The organism is Rhizobium leguminosarum (assembly GCF_010668065.1).
GTDB classification, from domain to species: Bacteria; Pseudomonadota; Alphaproteobacteria; order Rhizobiales; family Rhizobiaceae; genus Rhizobium; species Rhizobium leguminosarum_S.
On record NZ_WUEN01000006.1, the window covers coordinates 245372 to 262790 of the forward strand.

At 58.2% G+C, this 17419-nt stretch carries 15 protein-coding genes; 6 read left to right on the top strand and 9 right to left on the bottom strand.

The annotated features are described in order from the left end of the window. Window position 1: 1 nt before the first annotated feature. Genes GR198_RS19185 through GR198_RS19200 form a run of 4 tightly spaced genes read right to left on the bottom strand, consistent with a single transcriptional unit; the run spans window position 2 to window position 2279 of the window. A complete protein-coding gene (locus tag GR198_RS19185; RefSeq protein WP_131588139.1) occupies window positions 2-301 on the bottom strand; it encodes a conjugal transfer protein TrbD in 300 nt (99 codons plus the stop codon). Next, window positions 294-677: a TrbC/VirB2 family protein gene (locus tag GR198_RS19190; RefSeq protein ID WP_027681722.1), complete on the bottom strand. Its 384-nt coding sequence runs from the start codon at window positions 675-677 to the stop codon at window positions 294-296. The genes GR198_RS19185 and GR198_RS19190 overlap by 8 nt, the downstream gene beginning before the upstream one ends. Further along, window positions 667-1644: a P-type conjugative transfer ATPase TrbB gene (gene trbB / locus GR198_RS19195; protein ID WP_131588138.1), complete on the bottom strand. Its 978-nt coding sequence runs from the start codon at window positions 1642-1644 to the stop codon at window positions 667-669. Before trbB ends, GR198_RS19190 begins: the two co-directional genes overlap by 11 nt. Next, window positions 1641-2279: an acyl-homoserine-lactone synthase gene (locus GR198_RS19200; protein WP_164069386.1), complete on the bottom strand. Its 639-nt coding sequence runs from the start codon at window positions 2277-2279 to the stop codon at window positions 1641-1643. The genes trbB and GR198_RS19200 overlap by 4 nt, the downstream gene beginning before the upstream one ends. 376 nt (window positions 2280-2655) lie before the next feature. Here GR198_RS19200 and repA point away from each other — a divergent pair, with 376 nt between their 5' ends. The 5 genes from repA (at window position 2656) to GR198_RS19225 (ending at window position 7646) form a co-directional block, all read left to right on the top strand. Next, complete coding sequence (repA, locus tag GR198_RS19205) at window positions 2656-3879, top strand: plasmid partitioning protein RepA (protein ID WP_164023946.1); 1224 nt, start codon at window positions 2656-2658, stop codon at window positions 3877-3879. Beyond that, on the top strand, window positions 3876-4913 hold the full coding sequence (repB, locus tag GR198_RS19210) for a plasmid partitioning protein RepB (RefSeq protein ID WP_131588136.1): 1038 nt from the start codon (window positions 3876-3878) through the stop codon (window positions 4911-4913). The genes repA and repB overlap by 4 nt, the downstream gene beginning before the upstream one ends. 190 nt (window positions 4914-5103) lie before the next feature. Then, the gene (repC, locus tag GR198_RS19215; protein ID WP_131588135.1) at window positions 5104-6318 is read left to right on the top strand and encodes a plasmid replication protein RepC; all 1215 of its coding nucleotides are present in this window, start codon (window positions 5104-5106) and stop codon (window positions 6316-6318) included. A gap of 231 nt (window positions 6319-6549) precedes the next feature. Continuing rightward, the gene (locus GR198_RS19220; RefSeq protein ID WP_018482017.1) at window positions 6550-7284 is read left to right on the top strand and encodes an NYN domain-containing protein; all 735 of its coding nucleotides are present in this window, start codon (window positions 6550-6552) and stop codon (window positions 7282-7284) included. A 155-nt stretch (window positions 7285-7439) separates the two neighbouring features. Next, the gene (locus GR198_RS19225) at window positions 7440-7646 is read left to right on the top strand and encodes a cold-shock protein (RefSeq protein ID WP_164069387.1); all 207 of its coding nucleotides are present in this window, start codon (window positions 7440-7442) and stop codon (window positions 7644-7646) included. Between the two features lie 688 nt (window positions 7647-8334). Here the strand turns inward: GR198_RS19225 and GR198_RS19230 are convergent. Continuing rightward, window positions 8335-9483, bottom strand: coding sequence for a site-specific integrase (locus GR198_RS19230; RefSeq protein ID WP_164069388.1), 1149 nt, complete (start codon window positions 9481-9483; stop codon window positions 8335-8337). 189 nt (window positions 9484-9672) lie between these two features. Between GR198_RS19230 and GR198_RS19235 the strand changes: the two genes are divergently transcribed. After that, window positions 9673-10812, top strand: coding sequence for an RHE_PE00001 family protein (locus GR198_RS19235; protein WP_164069389.1), 1140 nt, complete (start codon window positions 9673-9675; stop codon window positions 10810-10812). Between the two features lie 200 nt (window positions 10813-11012). Here the strand turns inward: GR198_RS19235 and GR198_RS19240 are convergent, their stop codons facing one another. The 4 genes from GR198_RS19240 to GR198_RS19255 all read right to left on the bottom strand — a co-directional run bounded on the left by GR198_RS19240 (window position 11013) and on the right by GR198_RS19255 (window position 17362). Continuing rightward, window positions 11013-12272 (bottom strand): Shedu immune nuclease family protein, encoded by a 1260-nt coding sequence (locus GR198_RS19240; protein ID WP_164069390.1) that lies wholly within the window; start codon window positions 12270-12272, stop codon window positions 11013-11015. Between the two features lie 181 nt (window positions 12273-12453). After that, window positions 12454-14418 carry an ATP-binding protein gene (locus GR198_RS19245; RefSeq protein WP_164069391.1) on the bottom strand — a complete coding sequence of 655 codons (1965 nt, stop codon included), beginning with the start codon at window positions 14416-14418 and terminating at the stop codon, window positions 12454-12456. Window positions 14419-14607: 189 nt separating this feature from the next. Continuing rightward, window positions 14608-15084 carry a hypothetical protein gene (locus tag GR198_RS19250; RefSeq protein ID WP_164069392.1) on the bottom strand — a complete coding sequence of 159 codons (477 nt, stop codon included), beginning with the start codon at window positions 15082-15084 and terminating at the stop codon, window positions 14608-14610. A 247-nt stretch (window positions 15085-15331) separates the two neighbouring features. Beyond that, window positions 15332-17362 carry a DEAD/DEAH box helicase gene (locus GR198_RS19255; protein WP_164069393.1) on the bottom strand — a complete coding sequence of 677 codons (2031 nt, stop codon included), beginning with the start codon at window positions 17360-17362 and terminating at the stop codon, window positions 15332-15334. Window positions 17363-17419 lie beyond the last annotated feature (57 nt).

The window sequence follows — 17419 nt, forward strand, 5'->3', positions numbered from 1 at the left end:
CTCAATACCGCCGCCACGGCGAGGTGGTCGCCTTGTAGTAGTGCTTGTAGGCAATGTGCCTGATATAGACCTGTCGCATGAGCGGGTCGGACTTTGCCATCATCCTGAGCGCCCCGACGATTACGATCCACACGGCGATGCCGAAGAGCGCCGAATAGACCGTGAGGACAACGAAGATCAGGATCACGGCCGCAAGACCGGTGATCAACACCAGCTCCCGGTCGGCGCCCATCAGCAGGTTTGGGCGCGACAGTGCGCGGTGGATGCGGTTACGCCGCAGGCCGGGCAGGGATTCAGCCATGATCTCCCTCCCCTCCCCCGTTCGAACCAATTGATGTGATCTGCTCGTCGGTCAGCCCGATCGAAGCGCCGGTGGCACCGAACAGGCCGACGATGTTGGTGGCGCCGAGCAGGATGCCGGCGACAAGAACGACGTACACAAGACGCCGTGCGAAATCGTTCAACTCACCGCCGAAGATCAGCATGCCGCCGGCAATGGCCACGGCTGCAAGCGCGATCGCACCCGCGACCGGGCCGGTTATCGACTCCTGAATCTGCTGCAGTGGCCCTTCCCATGGGAGGCTGCCGCCGGAACTGGCGAGCGCCGGCGCGACAGAGGCAAGAACGATTGGCGCCGCCACGAGCGCAGCGGCGATGAGGGTATGCTTACGCGACATGGCGCGCCTCCTGTTCTTCGGTAAGCTGATCGGATTCGATCTCGTACCGTCCGTTGATGAACCGCTCGACTTGAATGATGTCGCGAACAAGCCGGCCGCCGGGCGTCCGCTCAATCGAAATGACCAGGTCGACGGCCTCCCCGATCACCTCGTGCATCGGTTGCTGGCTTGCCTCAGCCGTGAGCTGCTCAAGACGGCGTAGCGCTGACATGGCGGTGTTCGAGTGAATGGTCGCCACGCCGCCTGGGTGACCGGTGTTCCAGGCCTTGAGCAACGTCAGGGCCGCACCGTCGCGAACTTCGCCAACGACGATCCGGTCGGGGCGCAAGCGCATGGTGCTCTTCAAGAGCCGCGCCATGTCGATCGAACCGCTGGTATGGAGGAGAACGGCGTTTTCGGCCGCGCATTGGATTTCCGCGGTATCCTCAAGAATGACGAGACGATCCTGGCGCGCAGATTTGACGATCTCGTGGATGACCGCGTTCGCTAGCGTCGTCTTGCCCGAGCCCGTTCCACCGGAGATGATGATGTTCAGCCTCGTGGAAATGGCACTGCGGATCGTAGCGGCTTGGTATTCTGTCATCACGCCGGCGTGAATATAGTCTTCGAGCGGAATGAGGCGCGATGCCCGGCGCCGGATTGTGAAGGCAGGCTTGGCGACAACGGGGGGCAACAGTCCCTCGAATCGGTGGCCACCGATTGGCAGCTCGCCGGAGATGATTGGTTGTTCCGTGTCGACCGCTGACTGAAGCGCGTGCGCCACTGTACCGATGACCATCTCCGCGGCAGCGGATGACATCTCGCCAGCGGGCGCAACGCCGTGACCGAGCCGTTCGATGAATAATTTGCCGTCCGGATTGAGCATGATTTCGACGACGTTCGCGTCGTCCAGGGCAACACAAAGCTGATCGCCGAGCGCCTCCTGAAGTTTGCGGACGAGCCGAGGGTGAGAGCGAAGCTGGTTCACGGATTTCTCCTTAGGCTGCCTGGCTGACAGGGGGCGAATTCAGAACGGTAGTTGGAGGGGCGAAGCCTGAGGAACGTGGCCGCATTGGCGGCCAGCGTGCCCGCTACGGCCATCGTCACGCCAATCTTCTTGGGTTCGCCCAAACGCTGCAGCGGCCATCCGACGCGAGCGAGGATTCGCTCGAATCTAAGATCGGTCACCGTGACAATCTCGGTATAGCCATTAGCGATGCACCATTCGATGATGCCAGCGAACATGGTCAGCGTGGCTTCATGAACCGAACCGTCGCCCCTCCCCTCCGCAAGTACCGTGTCGACGCAGAAGCGAGAACTCTCAATCATCGCGGCATGCCGCTTGAGTTGGCCGTCGGGGAGCAGCGACGGGAAAACGTCGGCCACCATTGTCGGTCCGAGCGCAGGAAGAAGCCTTGCGCACCCCGCCAATTCGCCGGTCTCTGCGATGGCGAGAATATAGGTCGGCCGAAGCGCGTCGAAACGATCGGACTCGCACCCCGCCGTTACATCGACTTCCCAACCCAGGCGATCGGAAAAGACCCGAGCACGAAGCTGATAGTGGATGTGTAGGAGATGCGCCTCTTGGATCGTCCGGGGTGTTGAGAGCGCGAAAGTCCGCATGATCTTTCTCCGTCGTTGTTGGTCGGCGGGAAATCAGCACAGTTTGGAATCGGAGGGCAGTTGTAGGATTCAACATGCACGTAGCGAGGTGAGTCGCGGCTCATGAGGGGTGTGGCGCTACAGAGCCGCCCAATCTACTTGCTGCTACACTGTTCGGATTTGTAGGATTCACAGGAGAACATTCCGGGATCAGGGAGCCGGGCATTTGAGGCTAACTCCCGGGGCGGAAAAGCAAAAATCCGAACAGCCTTATGCAGATTGTCCCCGGTCGTTAACCTTTTGTTAACCCTAAACCTCTGGACCAGTTCGGAGAATCGTGTTCTATTTTTAGCGGGCAATGGCCGGTAAACCGGCGAAAAGCCGCCAAGAGGGACAGATGGCGATAGCAAACCGAGTAGAAGCAAGTGTTGGCTCGAAGGAAGATGCCGGCAGCAAAATCATGCGCCATGCCGGGCTTCTGTCCGGGCAATTGCAGCAGCTCAGAACTCGTATGTATCCGCCAAAATCGGAAAAGACCCTGCGTCCCTTTCTGACCAACGAAGTGTCGAAGCTGACCTCTATACCCGATTCCACCCTGAAGCTCATGTCCACCGAGGGACGTGGGCCGATTCCGAGTAGGCTGGAAAATAACCATCGCGTCTACACGCTGGACCAGATCAATGAACTGCGTGAATTGTTCGCGATTCAGAAACCTGCAGACGCCTTGCGATTCCTTCCTCGTCGACGTGCCGGCGAGCACCTCCAGGTTCTTGCGATAGCCAACTTCAAGGGCGGCAGCGCGAAGACGACAACCTGTGTCCACCTTGCCCACTATCTCGCCCTTCATGGGTATCGCGTCCTCGCACTCGACCTGGACCCGCAGGCATCCTTGTCCGCTTTGTTCGGCGCTCAGCCAGAAGTTGATGTCGGGTCGAATGAAACGATCTATGCCGCTTTGCGTTACGATGACGCCGAGCGTCGTCCCATCCGCGATATAATTCGCAGGACATATTTCGATGGCATCGACCTCATTCCTGGCAATCTTGAAGTCATGGAGTATGAGCACGAAACGCCACGGATCTTGGCGAACAAGGCCAACTCCGGCGCAATCTTTTTTGAGCGGCTGAAACTCGCCCTTTCGGAAGTCGCGGCGGACTACGACATCGTGATTCTTGACACTCCGCCGTCGCTCGGCTTTCTGACGTTGAGCGCGATATACGCCGCGACTAGCATGATCATTACTGTCCATCCGGCTATGCTGGACGTTGCGTCAATGAGCCAGTTCCTTCTCATGATGGGCGATCTGATTAGTGTTCTGAACGAGAGCGGCGCTCAGTTAGACCAGGACTTCATTCGGTATCTGGTCACACGACACGACCCCAATGACGCGCCACAGTCGCAAGTCGTTGCGATGCTTCGGCACTTGTTCGGCTCCGATGTATTATTGCCCACCGCCATTGAAAGCACCGCCGTTGAGGCAGCCGGCTTGGCGAAACGCTCGGTATACGAGCTCGAATTGGGGCAGATCGGGCGCGATACTCACAAGCGTGCTCGCGAGGCGGTAGATGCTGTGAACGAGGCGATTGTTCGCCTCATCAATGAGAGCTGGGGGCGGACATGAGCAAATCCTCTCGAAAGTCGATTGTCGCCAGTTTCGGGTTGCTTTCTGCCGAGCTGGAGAGTGATCAGGCTGCGGATCAACAGCAGCCGTCGCAGGCCCCTGCCCCGGTTCCCGGAAATCGTGTCGGAGCAGGTGTGATCGGTGCTGCTCACCGAGCAATCGACGACATTCGAACAGAGCGAGATCGCTTGAAGGCTATCGTGGAGTCGGGCGGTGGTGCTGTTCGCGAGTTGGATCCGTCGCTCATTGACCCTTCCCCTTATCCGGACCGGCTGCCGGACGATGACGCAACGAGCTTCGAGGCGTTCAAACGGTCGATCGAGACTGAGGGGCAAAAGGTTCCCGTTCAGGTTCGCAAACACCCTTCGTCCCCAGGTCGCTATCAGATCGTTTACGGTCATCGACGCTGGCTCGCTGCCATGCAGCTTGACAGGCCTGTTCGCGCTCTCGAAGTCGAGATTTCCGACCTCGACCTAGTTCTTGCACAAGGCATCGAAAACGCCGGTCGCCAAGACCTCACCTGGATCGAGCGCGCGCTGTTTGCCTCCCGAATGGATGATGCGGGGATCAAGCCTCGGCACATCTACGCTGCCCTTTCGATCGAGGACGCAGAACTGGCTCGGATGCGGAATGTCTACAGGATCGTTCCCGCGGATATCATCGAGGCCATTGGGCGGGCGCCGAGGATCGGGCGGCCACGTTGGCTCGACCTTGCCAAGGCGGTTGCGGGCGACACGGGAGCGCTCGATGCCCTAAGGGCGGCACTGGTTAGGAGGGGCGATGCGGTTGAGACGTCCGATCAAAGGTTTCAGCGTGCATTGAACGCCATCAAGCCAGTATCGGCTGGTCGGAGAGAGCCAAGCCCGATTACAGACAAAAGCGGAACGAAGCTTGGCGCCCTGTTGATATCCTCGAAAGAGGTTCGAATTTCGGCTGAGGGTTCACTCGGGGTCGACTTTTTGAAGTTTGTTGAAGCGGAGCTCCCAGCGCTAACGGAGCGCTTTGTCCGCCTGCGAGAAGACGAGAAACCCTGACAGCTGTCAGGGTTTGGAGATAAAAAAAGGACGAACTGCAAAAGAAAAAGGCCCCCCAAACGTTGCCGTCGTGGAAGCCTCTCTCAATGTGTGACAACTAGAGAATCGCATTTCCCCGAATCCCAGTCAAGAGTCTTTGGCACCGTAATTTGGTGAGCAGGTTTCTTTTGCCTTTTTGAAGGTGAAGAAAATGCAGATTGGAAGTGTGACGACGCCCTTTGGGCGGCGGCCGGCGACGCTTGCCCTGGTGAAGCGGCAAATCGAGACGAGTAAGATTAAGCCGGGCAAGACAGCGGACAAGTGGAAAGTCTTTCGGGACGCATCCGAAGCAAGGGAGCTGCTTGGCCTGCAGGATCGCAGCCTGGCCGTCCTTGACGCGCTCCTGAGCTTTCATCCAGACACCGAATTGCGCCAGGATGCGCAACTCATCGTTTTTCCGTCCAACACACAATTGACACTTCGGGCGCACGGTATCGCCGGCGCTACCCTTCGCAGACATCTGGCCCTTCTCGTTGAGGCAGGACTGATCGTGCGGAAGGACAGCGCGAATGGAAAGCGCTACGCCCGGAAGGACAAGGCGGGTGCGATCGATAGCGCATTCGGCTTTGATCTGTCACCGTTGCTCATGCGAACAGATGAGCTTGCCATGATGGCGCAACAGGTCGTTGCAGATCGTTTCGCCCTCCGTCGGGCGAAGGAGAATTTGACAATATGCCGGCGTGACGTTCGAAAGCTCATTTCTGCCGCGATCGAGGAAGGTGCGTCAGGCAACTGGGAAAACATCGAAGCGATGTACGTCGGTCTCGTAGGCAGGATTCCGCGCGCTCCGACGCTCAGCGATGTGAATTCAATCCTGGACGAGATGGAGCTCCTGCTGCAGGAGGCGGTCAACATCCTGGAAGTGCAGCAAAAAGACGAAAATAATAGCACCAATGGTGACCAAAGTGAGCGTCACATACAGAATTCAAACACCGAATCCATCAATGAACTTGAACCTAGCTCTGAAAACGAGCAGGGCGCAAAGGCGGTGGACGATGATCGGCCGAAGCGGGAGCCAGTCCGGATTTTTCCACTTGGCATGGTGATGCGGGCTTGCCCCGAGATCGCGATATATGGCCCGGGCGGTACGATCGGAAGTTGGCGCGAGATGATGGGTGCAGCGGTGGTCGTCCGGTCGATGCTGGGCGTCAGCCCCTCAGCCTATCAGGAGGCCTGCGAGGTGATGGGGCCGGAAAGTGCGGCCACGGCGATCGCCTGCATCCTTGAGCGGGCAGGGCACATCAACTCGCCTGGCGGATATCTGCGAGACCTGACACGGAAGGCGGCACGGGGCGAATTTTCACTTGGCCCGGCGCTTATGGCGCTGCTTCGGGTCGATGGCGATAGCAATCGCAGGACGGGATAGTTGGTTGCCTATGCTTGTGGTCGGCTGGTCAAAACCCTGACAGCTGTCAGGGTTTTGCGATCGGCGGATGCTGGAGCGGGGAAGGGTAGATCAACTCGGCTGGCGGCTACTGACATCATCCGACGAGGCAGGTTTTCGCTCGGTCCGATGGGCGAGTTAAATGAAGTTGCTTGCCTGGTCCGAGCCGTGCTCTGCTGGCCTTCGAGACCGTTTTAAAAATGAGGAAGAGCAATGCCGTCTGAAACTAGATCTCCGCGCCTGGCTGTTCTGATTGATGCGGACAATACATCCGCTAAAATCGCCGACGGGCTGTTCGAAGAGGTAGCCAAAATCGGGGAGGCGAGCGTGCGTCGCATCTACGGTGATTTTTCCGGCACGCGCTCCAAGGGTTGGGCGGACGTACTCGCAAAGCACGCGATTATCCCGCAGCAGCAATTCGCGTATACCACGGGAAAGAATGCTTCCGATATCACTTTGGTCATCGATGCAATGGATTTGCTGCACAGCGGTCGGTTCGACGGCTTTTGCCTGGTGTCCTCGGACAGCGATTTCACGCGGCTTGCCGCCCGGATCCGTGAACAGGGTGTCGATGTATTCGGCTTCGGCGAGCAGAAGACACCGGAGAGTTTTCGCCAGGCCTGCCGGCGGTTCGTCTATACCGAAAATTTGCTTCCTGGCGCGATCAAGGACGAGCAGAATACTGCTTCCACCGACAAGCCGCTGCAGCCGGCAACATCGGCCGTGCCGCTGATCAAGAAGGTACTGTCCCAGGAGGATAGCGATGACGGCTGGGTCAACCTGGGCACCGTCGGCAAGCAGTTGTTGAACCTGGCGCCGGATTTCGACCCGCGTACATTCGGCTTCCGAAAACTCAGCGATCTTATCCGCAAGACGAACCAGTTCGAGATTCGCCAGGCCGAGGGCGGTCCGATCAGCATCCGGGTGAAACAACGAGGCAACAAGTAGCACCATCGTCGAGGCGATAGAGCGAGGGAGTACCGGGACACCTCGACGGTGAGTATGGGCTTTCCCCCGCGGCAAGAAGCGTCTATCAGTGCTGCCGCAAAGAAAACTGTCAGCCAAGCACGCTTCGGCAATGCGATTGATCAAAGGAAGACGTCATGGCGACCGGTACGGTAAAGTGGTTCAACGCAACGAAGGGCTTCGGGTTCATCCAGCCGGACGACGGCAGCGCCGATGTGTTCGTCCATATTTCCGCAGTGGAGCGGGCCGGCATGCGCGGCCTCAACGACAGCCAGAAAATTACCTATGAGCTGGTAAAGGATCGCAAGTCCCGCAAGATGTCTGCGGACAACCTGCAGGCCTGAGTCCGACTGCAGGTGAATGGTCGGATAGGCCGGGTTCGCCCGGACTATTCTTTTTTGCAGGCTGAGATATGTGCGCGGTGCAAGCGCGGGACTTCAATGTTCTGACTTGCAGTATTACCCTCAGAGTGTTCAAGCGGTTCACCTCCTCCCGAACCGCTTGAGTCCGACGGACAGCAGGCTGCCAGTCACTATCGGACCCCTGCGCCCCTCATCCCGAGCTGGGCTTTCTGTTGCGCAAGCAGGACGACCGCCACATCCCTCATCACGATTTTTGCCATCCTTGTCGATAAAGGCCTCACGAGATCGCCCCAATTGTCTTGACGGATCTGTTCTTAGAGCCGGCCGGCCCCAACGACGCCATCGACGCATTCAATTTCGATGCGGCTGAGAGGATGCAGACCAGAAGCTTAGAGACGTCAGCAGCATCCCCGTTTCGCGAGTACTAGGTTCCCTCGTGATGCTCCATCTGCGCCCGCTGAGGGACGATTAACGTGACCGACACCAAGCGGTGTGAAGGTGCAGGGGCTGCACGTAGTTGCTTCTAGTCGGGCTCGAGGAGACCCCTGATCCGGCGTCGCGGTTTCTGGAGTTTTGCGAGGGAGGAGCTCCGCGGGCGGCTGATTGACGGCAACGCCCTCGTCTTACTCTACATCGGCGAGCCTCAGCATCCTCTTTGGGCCGACTGTTTTCACAGCATCCGTGCAGCGCGCCCGCTCCGCCTTGTAACGTTGTTGTAGTAGCCTGCAGCCTGCTGAACGGATCGATGTCGCGATTGCTCCATCGCCTCAGGAAGCGGGATTCCGCGATTTGCCGCTTCGGTCAGATAGCCTGACCGCAGCCCATGAGCGGAAAATTCCCCCGGCTCCAATCCAGCCAGTTCCACCCGCTGCTTGATGATCGCATTGACCGACTGCGGATCGATCGCCCGTCGCGAAACAGTCCCCCATCGCCCGATCGCCCGAAACACGCTGCCGCTCTCGATCTTGGCGGCCACCATCCAGGCATTCAGCGCATCCACCGGCCGACCGGTCAGATAGACAACGTCGTCCTCGTCGCCGCTGGTCGTCTTGGTGCGTCCGAGATGGATGGCGAGAGAGGGGAGGGGAGGGCAATCGTCCCCCGGGATTGGCGGCTCGACGGTCAGCTGCTCGCTGCGCAGGCCGGCGATCTCGCTACGCCGCCGACCACCGGAGGCAAAGGCCACCATCAGGATTGCACGGTCACGGAGATCGCGCAGACTGTCGGTCGCGCAGGTCGCCAGCAGTTTTGCCAGCACATCGCCGGTGACGGCCTTGGCGCTCTTGCGACGCCGCGTCCGGGGGACGGCGCGAACGGCGAGGCGAATGGCTGATTTGAGGGCAGGGGAGGCGAAGGCGCCGTCAAAACCGCGCCATCTGGTCAGCGTCGACCAGTTCGCCAGCCGCCGGCGCACCGTCGATGGCGCGTGCGGGCCGGCGGATCTGAGAAAACCCTGGCTCCGAAGGTTTTCGTCGACGTCGGCCGGCATGCCGTGATCCGGATCGGTCTCACGGTGCTGCGGATCCCAGAGGTGATGCGCGACGAATTTCAAAAGCAGCGCCTCGGGTGCCGGCCAGGGCAGGGATTGTCCGGTCGCCGCCAGTCCCCAGGCTTCCAGATAGGCAAGGTCGGAAGTCAGCGCCCGCAGCGTGTTGTCGCCCATGCCCTGGTTGACGAGATGGCGCAGCGTCTCGACATCCTGGTCGGTGAGCAGCTCAGCCAACTCGTCGCGGCGTTCGATCGGCAGGACGGCGGCGATGGTGTCGAGTTCTTCGGCGCGCCGCTCGACGGCGGTCAGTGATGTCTTGGCTTTGGCCACGGACCCTCCAAATGGCAGGTTTCGGCGGCCGTGTCGGCCCTGCTTTGCTGCGATTCTCGGTGATTTGCGGGGCGAAATCAATCTACCATCGATAAGCGCTACTTATCGATGGTTATCGCACCACCCCGCAGTCATACCATGTGAGGAACCGCAATATTCTAATAGAGTTCGTATAAGAAATCATTTACCATGATTTCAATGGCTTACGATCTCGCGAAAACCAGCATGACAGCCCTGATGCGACCGGCTTTCGACGCCGGTATCGCTCTGACGCGTTTGGACGAGCGCATCGCCCGTTCACCGGTCGGCCAGGGATGGATCGAACGATCCCATTTTGCCGACGCTTGCGCTTCGCTGTGGATCGACGGCGAACTCGTCCATCTCGACGACCTGGTCCTCCACGACGCTTTTCGAGACATCCGCACGCCCACCCATGAGCTGACGATCGCCCGCGACGTGTTGCGCACCCGCCGGCGCATCGCCGCCCAACCACCGGATTGGGCGCTCTCTGCCGACGGCATCCGCTCGCTGCGGAAAACCTCGGAGATCGGGTCGGGCGGCGGGGACGAGGCGACGACGGCCGGAGTTATTCGGCCGGCGGTTACGATCGACGCCGAAGGGGAGGCGGAAGATGTCGACGACATCGAAAATCTCCCCGGTGTTGATTATGCCGCCATCGATGCGGTGCTCGCCCGATCGGAGGCCGCGATCGAGAACGCAACTCGGCCCGGTCGGAGTGGCGCGGCGGATAGAGACGAACTGGTCTATGATCTCGACTGGGACGAAGATGCGCGGCTGGACGAATGGCGCGGGGTGCTGCGGCAGGCGCAAGACCTGCCGGCGATGTTTCAAGCGATCGTCGCGCTGGATGCCTGGAACGAATTGTTCGTCCTTCAGCACGCCCCTTGGCTCGGCCGGCTGTTGGCCGCCTCGATCCTACGGCGGGCCGGTATCACCAGCGGCGCCCATCTGGCCGCCATCAATCTCGGCCTCAAAACCATTCCCGTCGATCGGCGCCGGCACCGAGATCGGGAGACCCGGCTGTTCGCCATTGCTCACGGTCTGATCGCGGCCGCCGAGCTCGGTCGGAAAGAGCATGACCGGCTTGCGTTGGCGCGCACGATGTTCGAGCGAAAGCTGGACGGACGCCGGACGTCTTCAAAGCTGCCGGAGCTGGTCGAGCTGGTGATGGCAAAACCGTTGGTGTCGGCTGGGATGGTGGCGAAGACGCTGGATGTGACGCCGCAGGCGGCGCGGCGGATTGTTTTGGAGCTGGGATTGAGAGAGATGACGGGCAGGGGGAGGTTTCGCGCGTGGGGGGCGATGTGAGCCGATCATTGGTTCCGCGACAAGTGCCGTAAAGCAATGTGTCGATGCCTTGAAGAATGTTTAAAAAAATCGCATTCTAAGAATGCTCGTTGCTGATCTAAAACGAGGGCTTATGCCGGGACCATGTCTTTCCCAGGTGGACCCTTGAGCGGCGTATCTCATTCTTGCTGAACCCCAGCGGCATCCCCGCGTCACGGCTGCTACGCCGGCTTCGCCGTCAGCAGCTCGCGAAGGGATTTCAGCTTCGCCAGCAGTTCGTCGAACGTAATGATGGACAAGCCAGATACGCTGTTTCGGTACAATTCAAAAGAGCGTTTCCGCCCGGCATCTGGGATCAGACCTGCCAGCACAACACCTTTGACGCCATACGTTTCCAGCTTATGCTGGGGGTTAACAGCCTTCACCCGGTAGATATCACTGCGGAGCTTGTCGATCTGGTCCAGGGTCTGCACGACCGCGCCGACCAGCTCAGGGGAGGGCGCCAGAACGCCGCTGCGGTACTGCTTCTTGCTGACAAGCTCCATCCCGGGTGTTTTGATCTCAAGGATGGCGATACTGTCGGTCAGCTTGTTGGTGAACAGGAAATCGGCGATCTTCTCGCCTGAACCATCTAGGATCTTGCCCCCCACATGGGCCTGCCCCTGCAGCAAAAGCACCGGAACGTTAAATGCCATGTCCAAAATGAACGGATTGGCCTCGAACAGCTTCTGCCATTGTGGCTCGGTGGCTTTCGCCGCGAACTGCGTCTCCATATGAACGATCAGTTCGTCGAGGGACGCAAGCTCGATTTCGTCATGAAGCTTCACAAGCCCTGCGCGCTGAGTTTTTATCGATTTGCGCACAGTCGCGCCGGCGAGGCTGACGACCGCGGCCCGGTCATTTTCGGAAAGGCGGTCATCGACAATGGTCTCGCCGATGACTTCCGCCAGATCATCAGGTGCACGTTCGAGCAGCTTCAGCGGAAACTTTGTTCGATCGAGCCTGGTAAGAAGGTTGGTGTAGGCGGATTGCTGCTTCTTCTTCCTGCTCGAGGCGCGCGCCTTATCATCAAAGCGGTTGGCCCCGCGGCGCAACTCGTCAAAAAGGCGATAGCCCATCTCGAAAGTCTTGCTATCGGGCGATCGCGAGACCTCAAGAGTCTTCTCGTCAGTCAAGCGTAAATGCTTGATACCGTCGATCTCTGACAGCGCTTGGGTGATGAAGGAGAGTGTGCGGTCAAGCCCCAGCCCGAAATTCGGGTCCTTGGTGAAACCCGAAGGCATGCACTCCTCAAGGTACATCTGCACCTCGTCGAGAGTGTTCGGTACGAGGAAATGTTCGGCTCCGTTGGCATCATCGACGATGTAGGCGAACCCGTTCTTTAGCACCAGCTCGATCGAAACGATGGGATCGTGCTTAGGCGCTAGGAAGCTCGCGGACGTGGGCATGGTGTTGACGGGATAGAGCGTGGTCGTGTCCATTTTCGCATCGAACCTCATAAGCAGGACGCGTGTCGCAGGGTCCCCCTCACGATGCGCGATCTTTAATCGCGTGGCTGAAGGTTGAAAAAACACTTCCACGATGCCAGCTCCTCGTGCCTCAAGGGACAAGGTGCCTTGGTCGTCCTCCCCAAATCGTGGGCCGAAGCTCGCCATGCTGATCCTATGAGTGTGCCGGCGAACCCGAGCCGAAAGCTCCAAGTAGGTCCCGCTGTGGATCCACCGGCGGTGTGACGAAGGCATCACCATCTACACCGTGTTCCTTGAGGAAGGGAGCCTCCTTGAGTTTTTCTCGAAGGCCGAGCATTCGTTTTTCTGCTCTACGAATGAAAGTATTGTAAGTCATCGGGATGATCGTAACGCGCCCGTCCCATTCGGTTCGATTGCCGCCCTCGGCGACATCGATCTTTGATCCGAGGATGTAGCAGGTTGTCACGGCCGCTTCGGTCAGGAGCCCCTTGTTCCTGAGCTCCTTCACATACCGCCACGCCTGATCCTTTTGCTCCGAGCCTATACCCACACCGGGTTTCTTGATCTCGGCGACGACCAGGCGTGACACGCCATTCACTTCATGTCCGAGATCATGCGCGTCGCGGCTATAGAGCCCGACGCTACCATCGGGCAGCATCACAAAATCGGGCCGCTGCCGGCTGCCGCCCTCAGTCGATCCAAATATTTTGCGAATGACCTCCGTCATACCTTTGTTACTCGTGAACTCGAGGCTCTCGAATTCAGGGCCGAAAACCCACAGCGATCGCTCGAACAGCGGCTGCAGGTCGCCGACTTCGTCCATAGTTTCATCGCGAAGCTTTTTATCGAGGTCTTCGATCAGCTTCAGCCGCGTCTGGATCTCATCAAGCGCGTCCTTCGCGAGCCTGAGTGTCCAGTCGTCTAGGAGCTCGTAGAGGGCATCGAGATCGCCCGGCTGCAGCTCATTGAGCTTCCCAACCAAACTGAATTTAGATGTGCTCAATTCGAGATTGGCAAGGATGCTGGCGACCTTGCCGACCTCCTCCGTCGAGATCGAGGGGCAATTGTCGATCACCTCATCCACGAACTGGTTCCAGCGTTCGCGCCCAACGGGAGGCATTTGCCGCACCGTTTTGACCAGCTGTTCCTTAACCGAATTTTTTGCCTCGCGGCGACGATCTGCAGAAAAGGTAGAAAGGTACTGCTTGATCTGCGCATGGACGGCCGGCCGCGTGGCCTGCCATGCCTGGTCATCGGGTAGGAACCCGCTCCAGTCCGGCTGCACTGCATTCTCAAGTATGTCTGCCGAGACGATAAACTGGAAACGCTTTGCTTCGGTGCTTCGCCCGTCCAGGATACGCTCATGGTCGAACCCAACCCAGCCTGGGTTTCCGACCAGCCGCGAGTTTACGCGCCACGCGATGCCGTGCTGCCTCGTGGTCCGATCGGCTTTCTGGCTATCGATCATGACGATCTGGACCACCCCAAAGCCGGGTACTTCGACATTGACCTTCTGGATGTTGCGCGTCGGGATGTCATCGAATGTCACCAAAGTTCCGTCGAGCGTAACGACGAAGTTTGGGTCTGCGAGAAACCGCGTCCCGATGATTTCGCGGGCTGTGTCCGCGTCCATAGAAGTGCCGTCGGAGGCGGTCGCCGCTATCTCCGTACCATGCCCAATGACCTTGTCGCGAGAACTGATCACCGTGACGTCAAATGGCTGGGTCACGCCGCGACGAACTTCATAGACGGTTTCGATACCGTCCCGCCACGTGCGAACATGATAAGGATCAGAGAACTTGAAGGCCGCGTGGCGGCCTTTACCGTTTCGGCCATAGGGGTTTCGAGGAGGGGAGTCTGGCAGATCAGCCGGGGGCGCCGACTTGGTGCCCTCGTCGGCAAAGCGATTGTAGTCAAGGGTCTTCCAGCGCCTCTCGAACTGCGCCGGCGTCATCCCTTTGCCGTTGTCGGTGATGGAAAATGGGATGTCCTGGCTTCGCTTCGGCCAGACGATATCCACCTTCGTCGCATAGGCGTCCCAAGCATTCGCGACAAGCTCAACGATGGCCACTGCGGGATCGGAAATAATCGGCCCGGCGTATTTGTCCAGAAACCGGTCATCAAACAGGACGCCCTGGCTTGATCTTTCCGTATCCATGGTGCTGTCCCCCTTCATATTACACAGGATTTCCGTGCCGGTCGAAGCTTATGGGCCATGACGCTCGCTAGCTTCGGCCGGGCGCGGGCAGTTATGCACCCGTTTTGAGAATTTGTTCATGCCCTCTTATCACGACGTATTATAAGCAGGCCCTAAATTCTTCCGCAGACAAAACATATCGACCCCTTCTTATTCCGGCCCCTGGAATCCACGACGGCCAATTACGGCGAGGATCTTCTCGTTGATAACCCTTCTTTTTAGGAGTTGCAGAGCCGAAAGGTTTCGCTTGGCCATAGTGTCCTGCGAAAATGTGTATTCCCAAGTATTGAGTTGGCCGCGCTCGTAAAAGAAAGCGATCGCATCGGCATTCAGGCTTTTGGTGATGTCCTTTCGGATACGTTTAATCGCGGTGAAAACCAGATCCGATCTGAGGCCAAGGAAGCGCTTGACGCATTGATTACCAACCTCGGTGCGGTGCTTCGTTATACTGTTGTGAATTTCGCAGATTTCAACAATCGGGAAATGCCCACAAATACAGGTTTCAGGGGCGTCCGATTCATGGATTCCAACGAGGCTCCACTCTTTCCGTGCAACCTCCCAGTCGGTCGCCAAGCTGAGCGCGAGAATACGCTCTTTCAGTTGTTTGAAATTGTAGCCATCACCCATCGATTTCCCCCGCCGCTACAAAACCTTCAGACCCTCCAGATCGCTCATGGTCTTGGCGATGATCTTCTCATAGCATTCGTCGCAACACCGTTTTGAATCCGAAAACCCGGTGCCTAGCTTCGGAATCTCAATGCACTGCGTGCCGGATGGCAGCGTATCCTCACAGCGGTAGCATTTGCCCTTACGCAACACGTCGACCCTGCGTGGCCGTCCATTGGCGCCACCAATAAGCGATGGAGTGGGCCCCCTAGGTATTTTCTTTGTCATAATCAGACTTTGCCTTTCGGACTCGGCGGGCCAGCGTTTGCAATATATCGTCTAAATTATCGAGTATCTCTCGGAACTCTTCAATCGATGCTTCGCCCCGGTCTTTTCCCAGACGCTTGTTAATCTCGTGATTGACCATCGTCAGTGCCGAGATAAAATTTGTTCGCCCAGAGAGCTTGAGCGAGCGGTACTTGTAGGTCAGTTCCGTCCCATTCACATTCAACTCAACAAGATTGAGCAGCAACGTTGCCAAGCGTTTCGACTGCTCGTTAAGTCTTTTTCTCGCCTCCTCCCACTCCCGTTGCGGCTGAACAAGGAACGGGGCCGTCGGGGCTTGTTTGCGCAGCGGCGATTTGATCGCTCGCTTCACCATTTCTTCGACCTGGCTTGGGTCAAGCCCTAGGAGTTTGAAACGCTCGCGAATGTCTTCCACGATCTGAGCGTCCTCGAGGCTGGTGAAGTCCTCCTCCCAAAGCGATTCTACGATTTCACCATGGACGACCACGTTTTCTCCGGCGCGGAGCCGTTTGGTTCCATCCAGCACCTCCTGCGGAACCTCCGGCTCCTCTCCACCGATCACCTTGTCCCAAAATGACTGGTCGTCATTCTCGAAGTCTTTAAACTCCTTCAGCCGCTGATCGAGGTTCATGCCGAGATGCGTAACGATGTGCCCCATATTATCCGGGTGGGTAGGATCGTTCTGCACCACCACACGCATCACTCGACCGACGAACTGGATGTATGGTGCGAGCGTGCGAAACGGCCTGAAAATGGCGGCTACGCTCAGTTTTGGGTGGTCAAAACCTTCGCCGAGCATCTGAACTTGGATGATACAATCGAGCGTCCCATTACGCAGTGCCGCCAGGATGTCGGCCTGTTCGTCGGAGGATTGCTTGCTGTGTATCACATCGGCCGTGAAGCCGCGCTCCTGATACAGTGAGCGGATTTCCTTCGCGTGATTGATCGAGCACGCGACCGCGATGAGCTGATGTTGTGTCCCACTCTGTCGAAGCTCCTCGAGCTTCTGAAGACTGCTGTCGACGATATGCTGGTTGCAAACCCGCGCCAGAGCGACGCCACGGCTGAACCAATCCTCTTCCTTAAGCTTCTCGACTTCGGCGAGTGTGTAAGTTCTTCCGCCCTCATCGGTGAAGCTAAGCTGGATGGTCGATGGCGCGACGTAGCTCGCCTTCAGTCGCTTGATGTAGCCCTTCAAAGTCGCGTTTCTGAATGGGTACCGGAACACGAGTTGGCCGTCCAACTCCTGACGATCGCTGCGAAACGGTGTGGCGGTCAGCAAGACAACCTTCGCTTTCGGGAACCTCTCAATGACGCGCTGCCAGCTTGCCGCGGCACTGTGGTGGGCTTCATCGACGATGATCATGTCAAAGAAATCATCGGGGAACTGCGTCAACCACTTGTCCACGTTGGTTGCAAGCTGTTGCACATTCGTGATCACCACGTGCGACTTGGAAGCGACCGTAATGTTCCCGCTATCCAGGGTCGTCGCCAGGGGACCTGAGATCATCTGATCTTGGCTCAGCACTGCCGCTTTCCGCCAGAAACACTTTTGACGGTTGGTGATGTCCATCGCTTCATACAAGCCGTCACGTATCGTCAGATTCGGCGCGATCACGATGACTCGGCCCTCTGCGAGGCCCAAAGGCAAGATTGTCGCTAGGCCCGTTTTGCCGCACCCGACAGGTATCTGCAGTATCGCCTTATTCTTGCCAGCTCTGAAAAACTCATACGTCCGAAGGTAGCCTTCCCTCTGCGGGTCGCGCAGGTTCTCGTTCCCATCGATCTTGAATTCCAAGTCGAGAAAGAATGCCTGCAGAGGGCGACTCGACCGAACCCAGGCATCCAGGCCCGCTTTTTCGAATGTCCACTTCTTGCCCAGCTTCCGCGCAGGGATCTTGCCCTCGCGTGCCAACGCGTAAAGAGCAGTCTTCCCCATGCCGAGGTAGGAAGCAGTATCTTCGAGCGAAAGCCAAGATGTCTCGTTTGCCATGTCTGAACCCACCAATTGACATGTACCGATAGCAAACGACAGATAAGAAGTCAAACT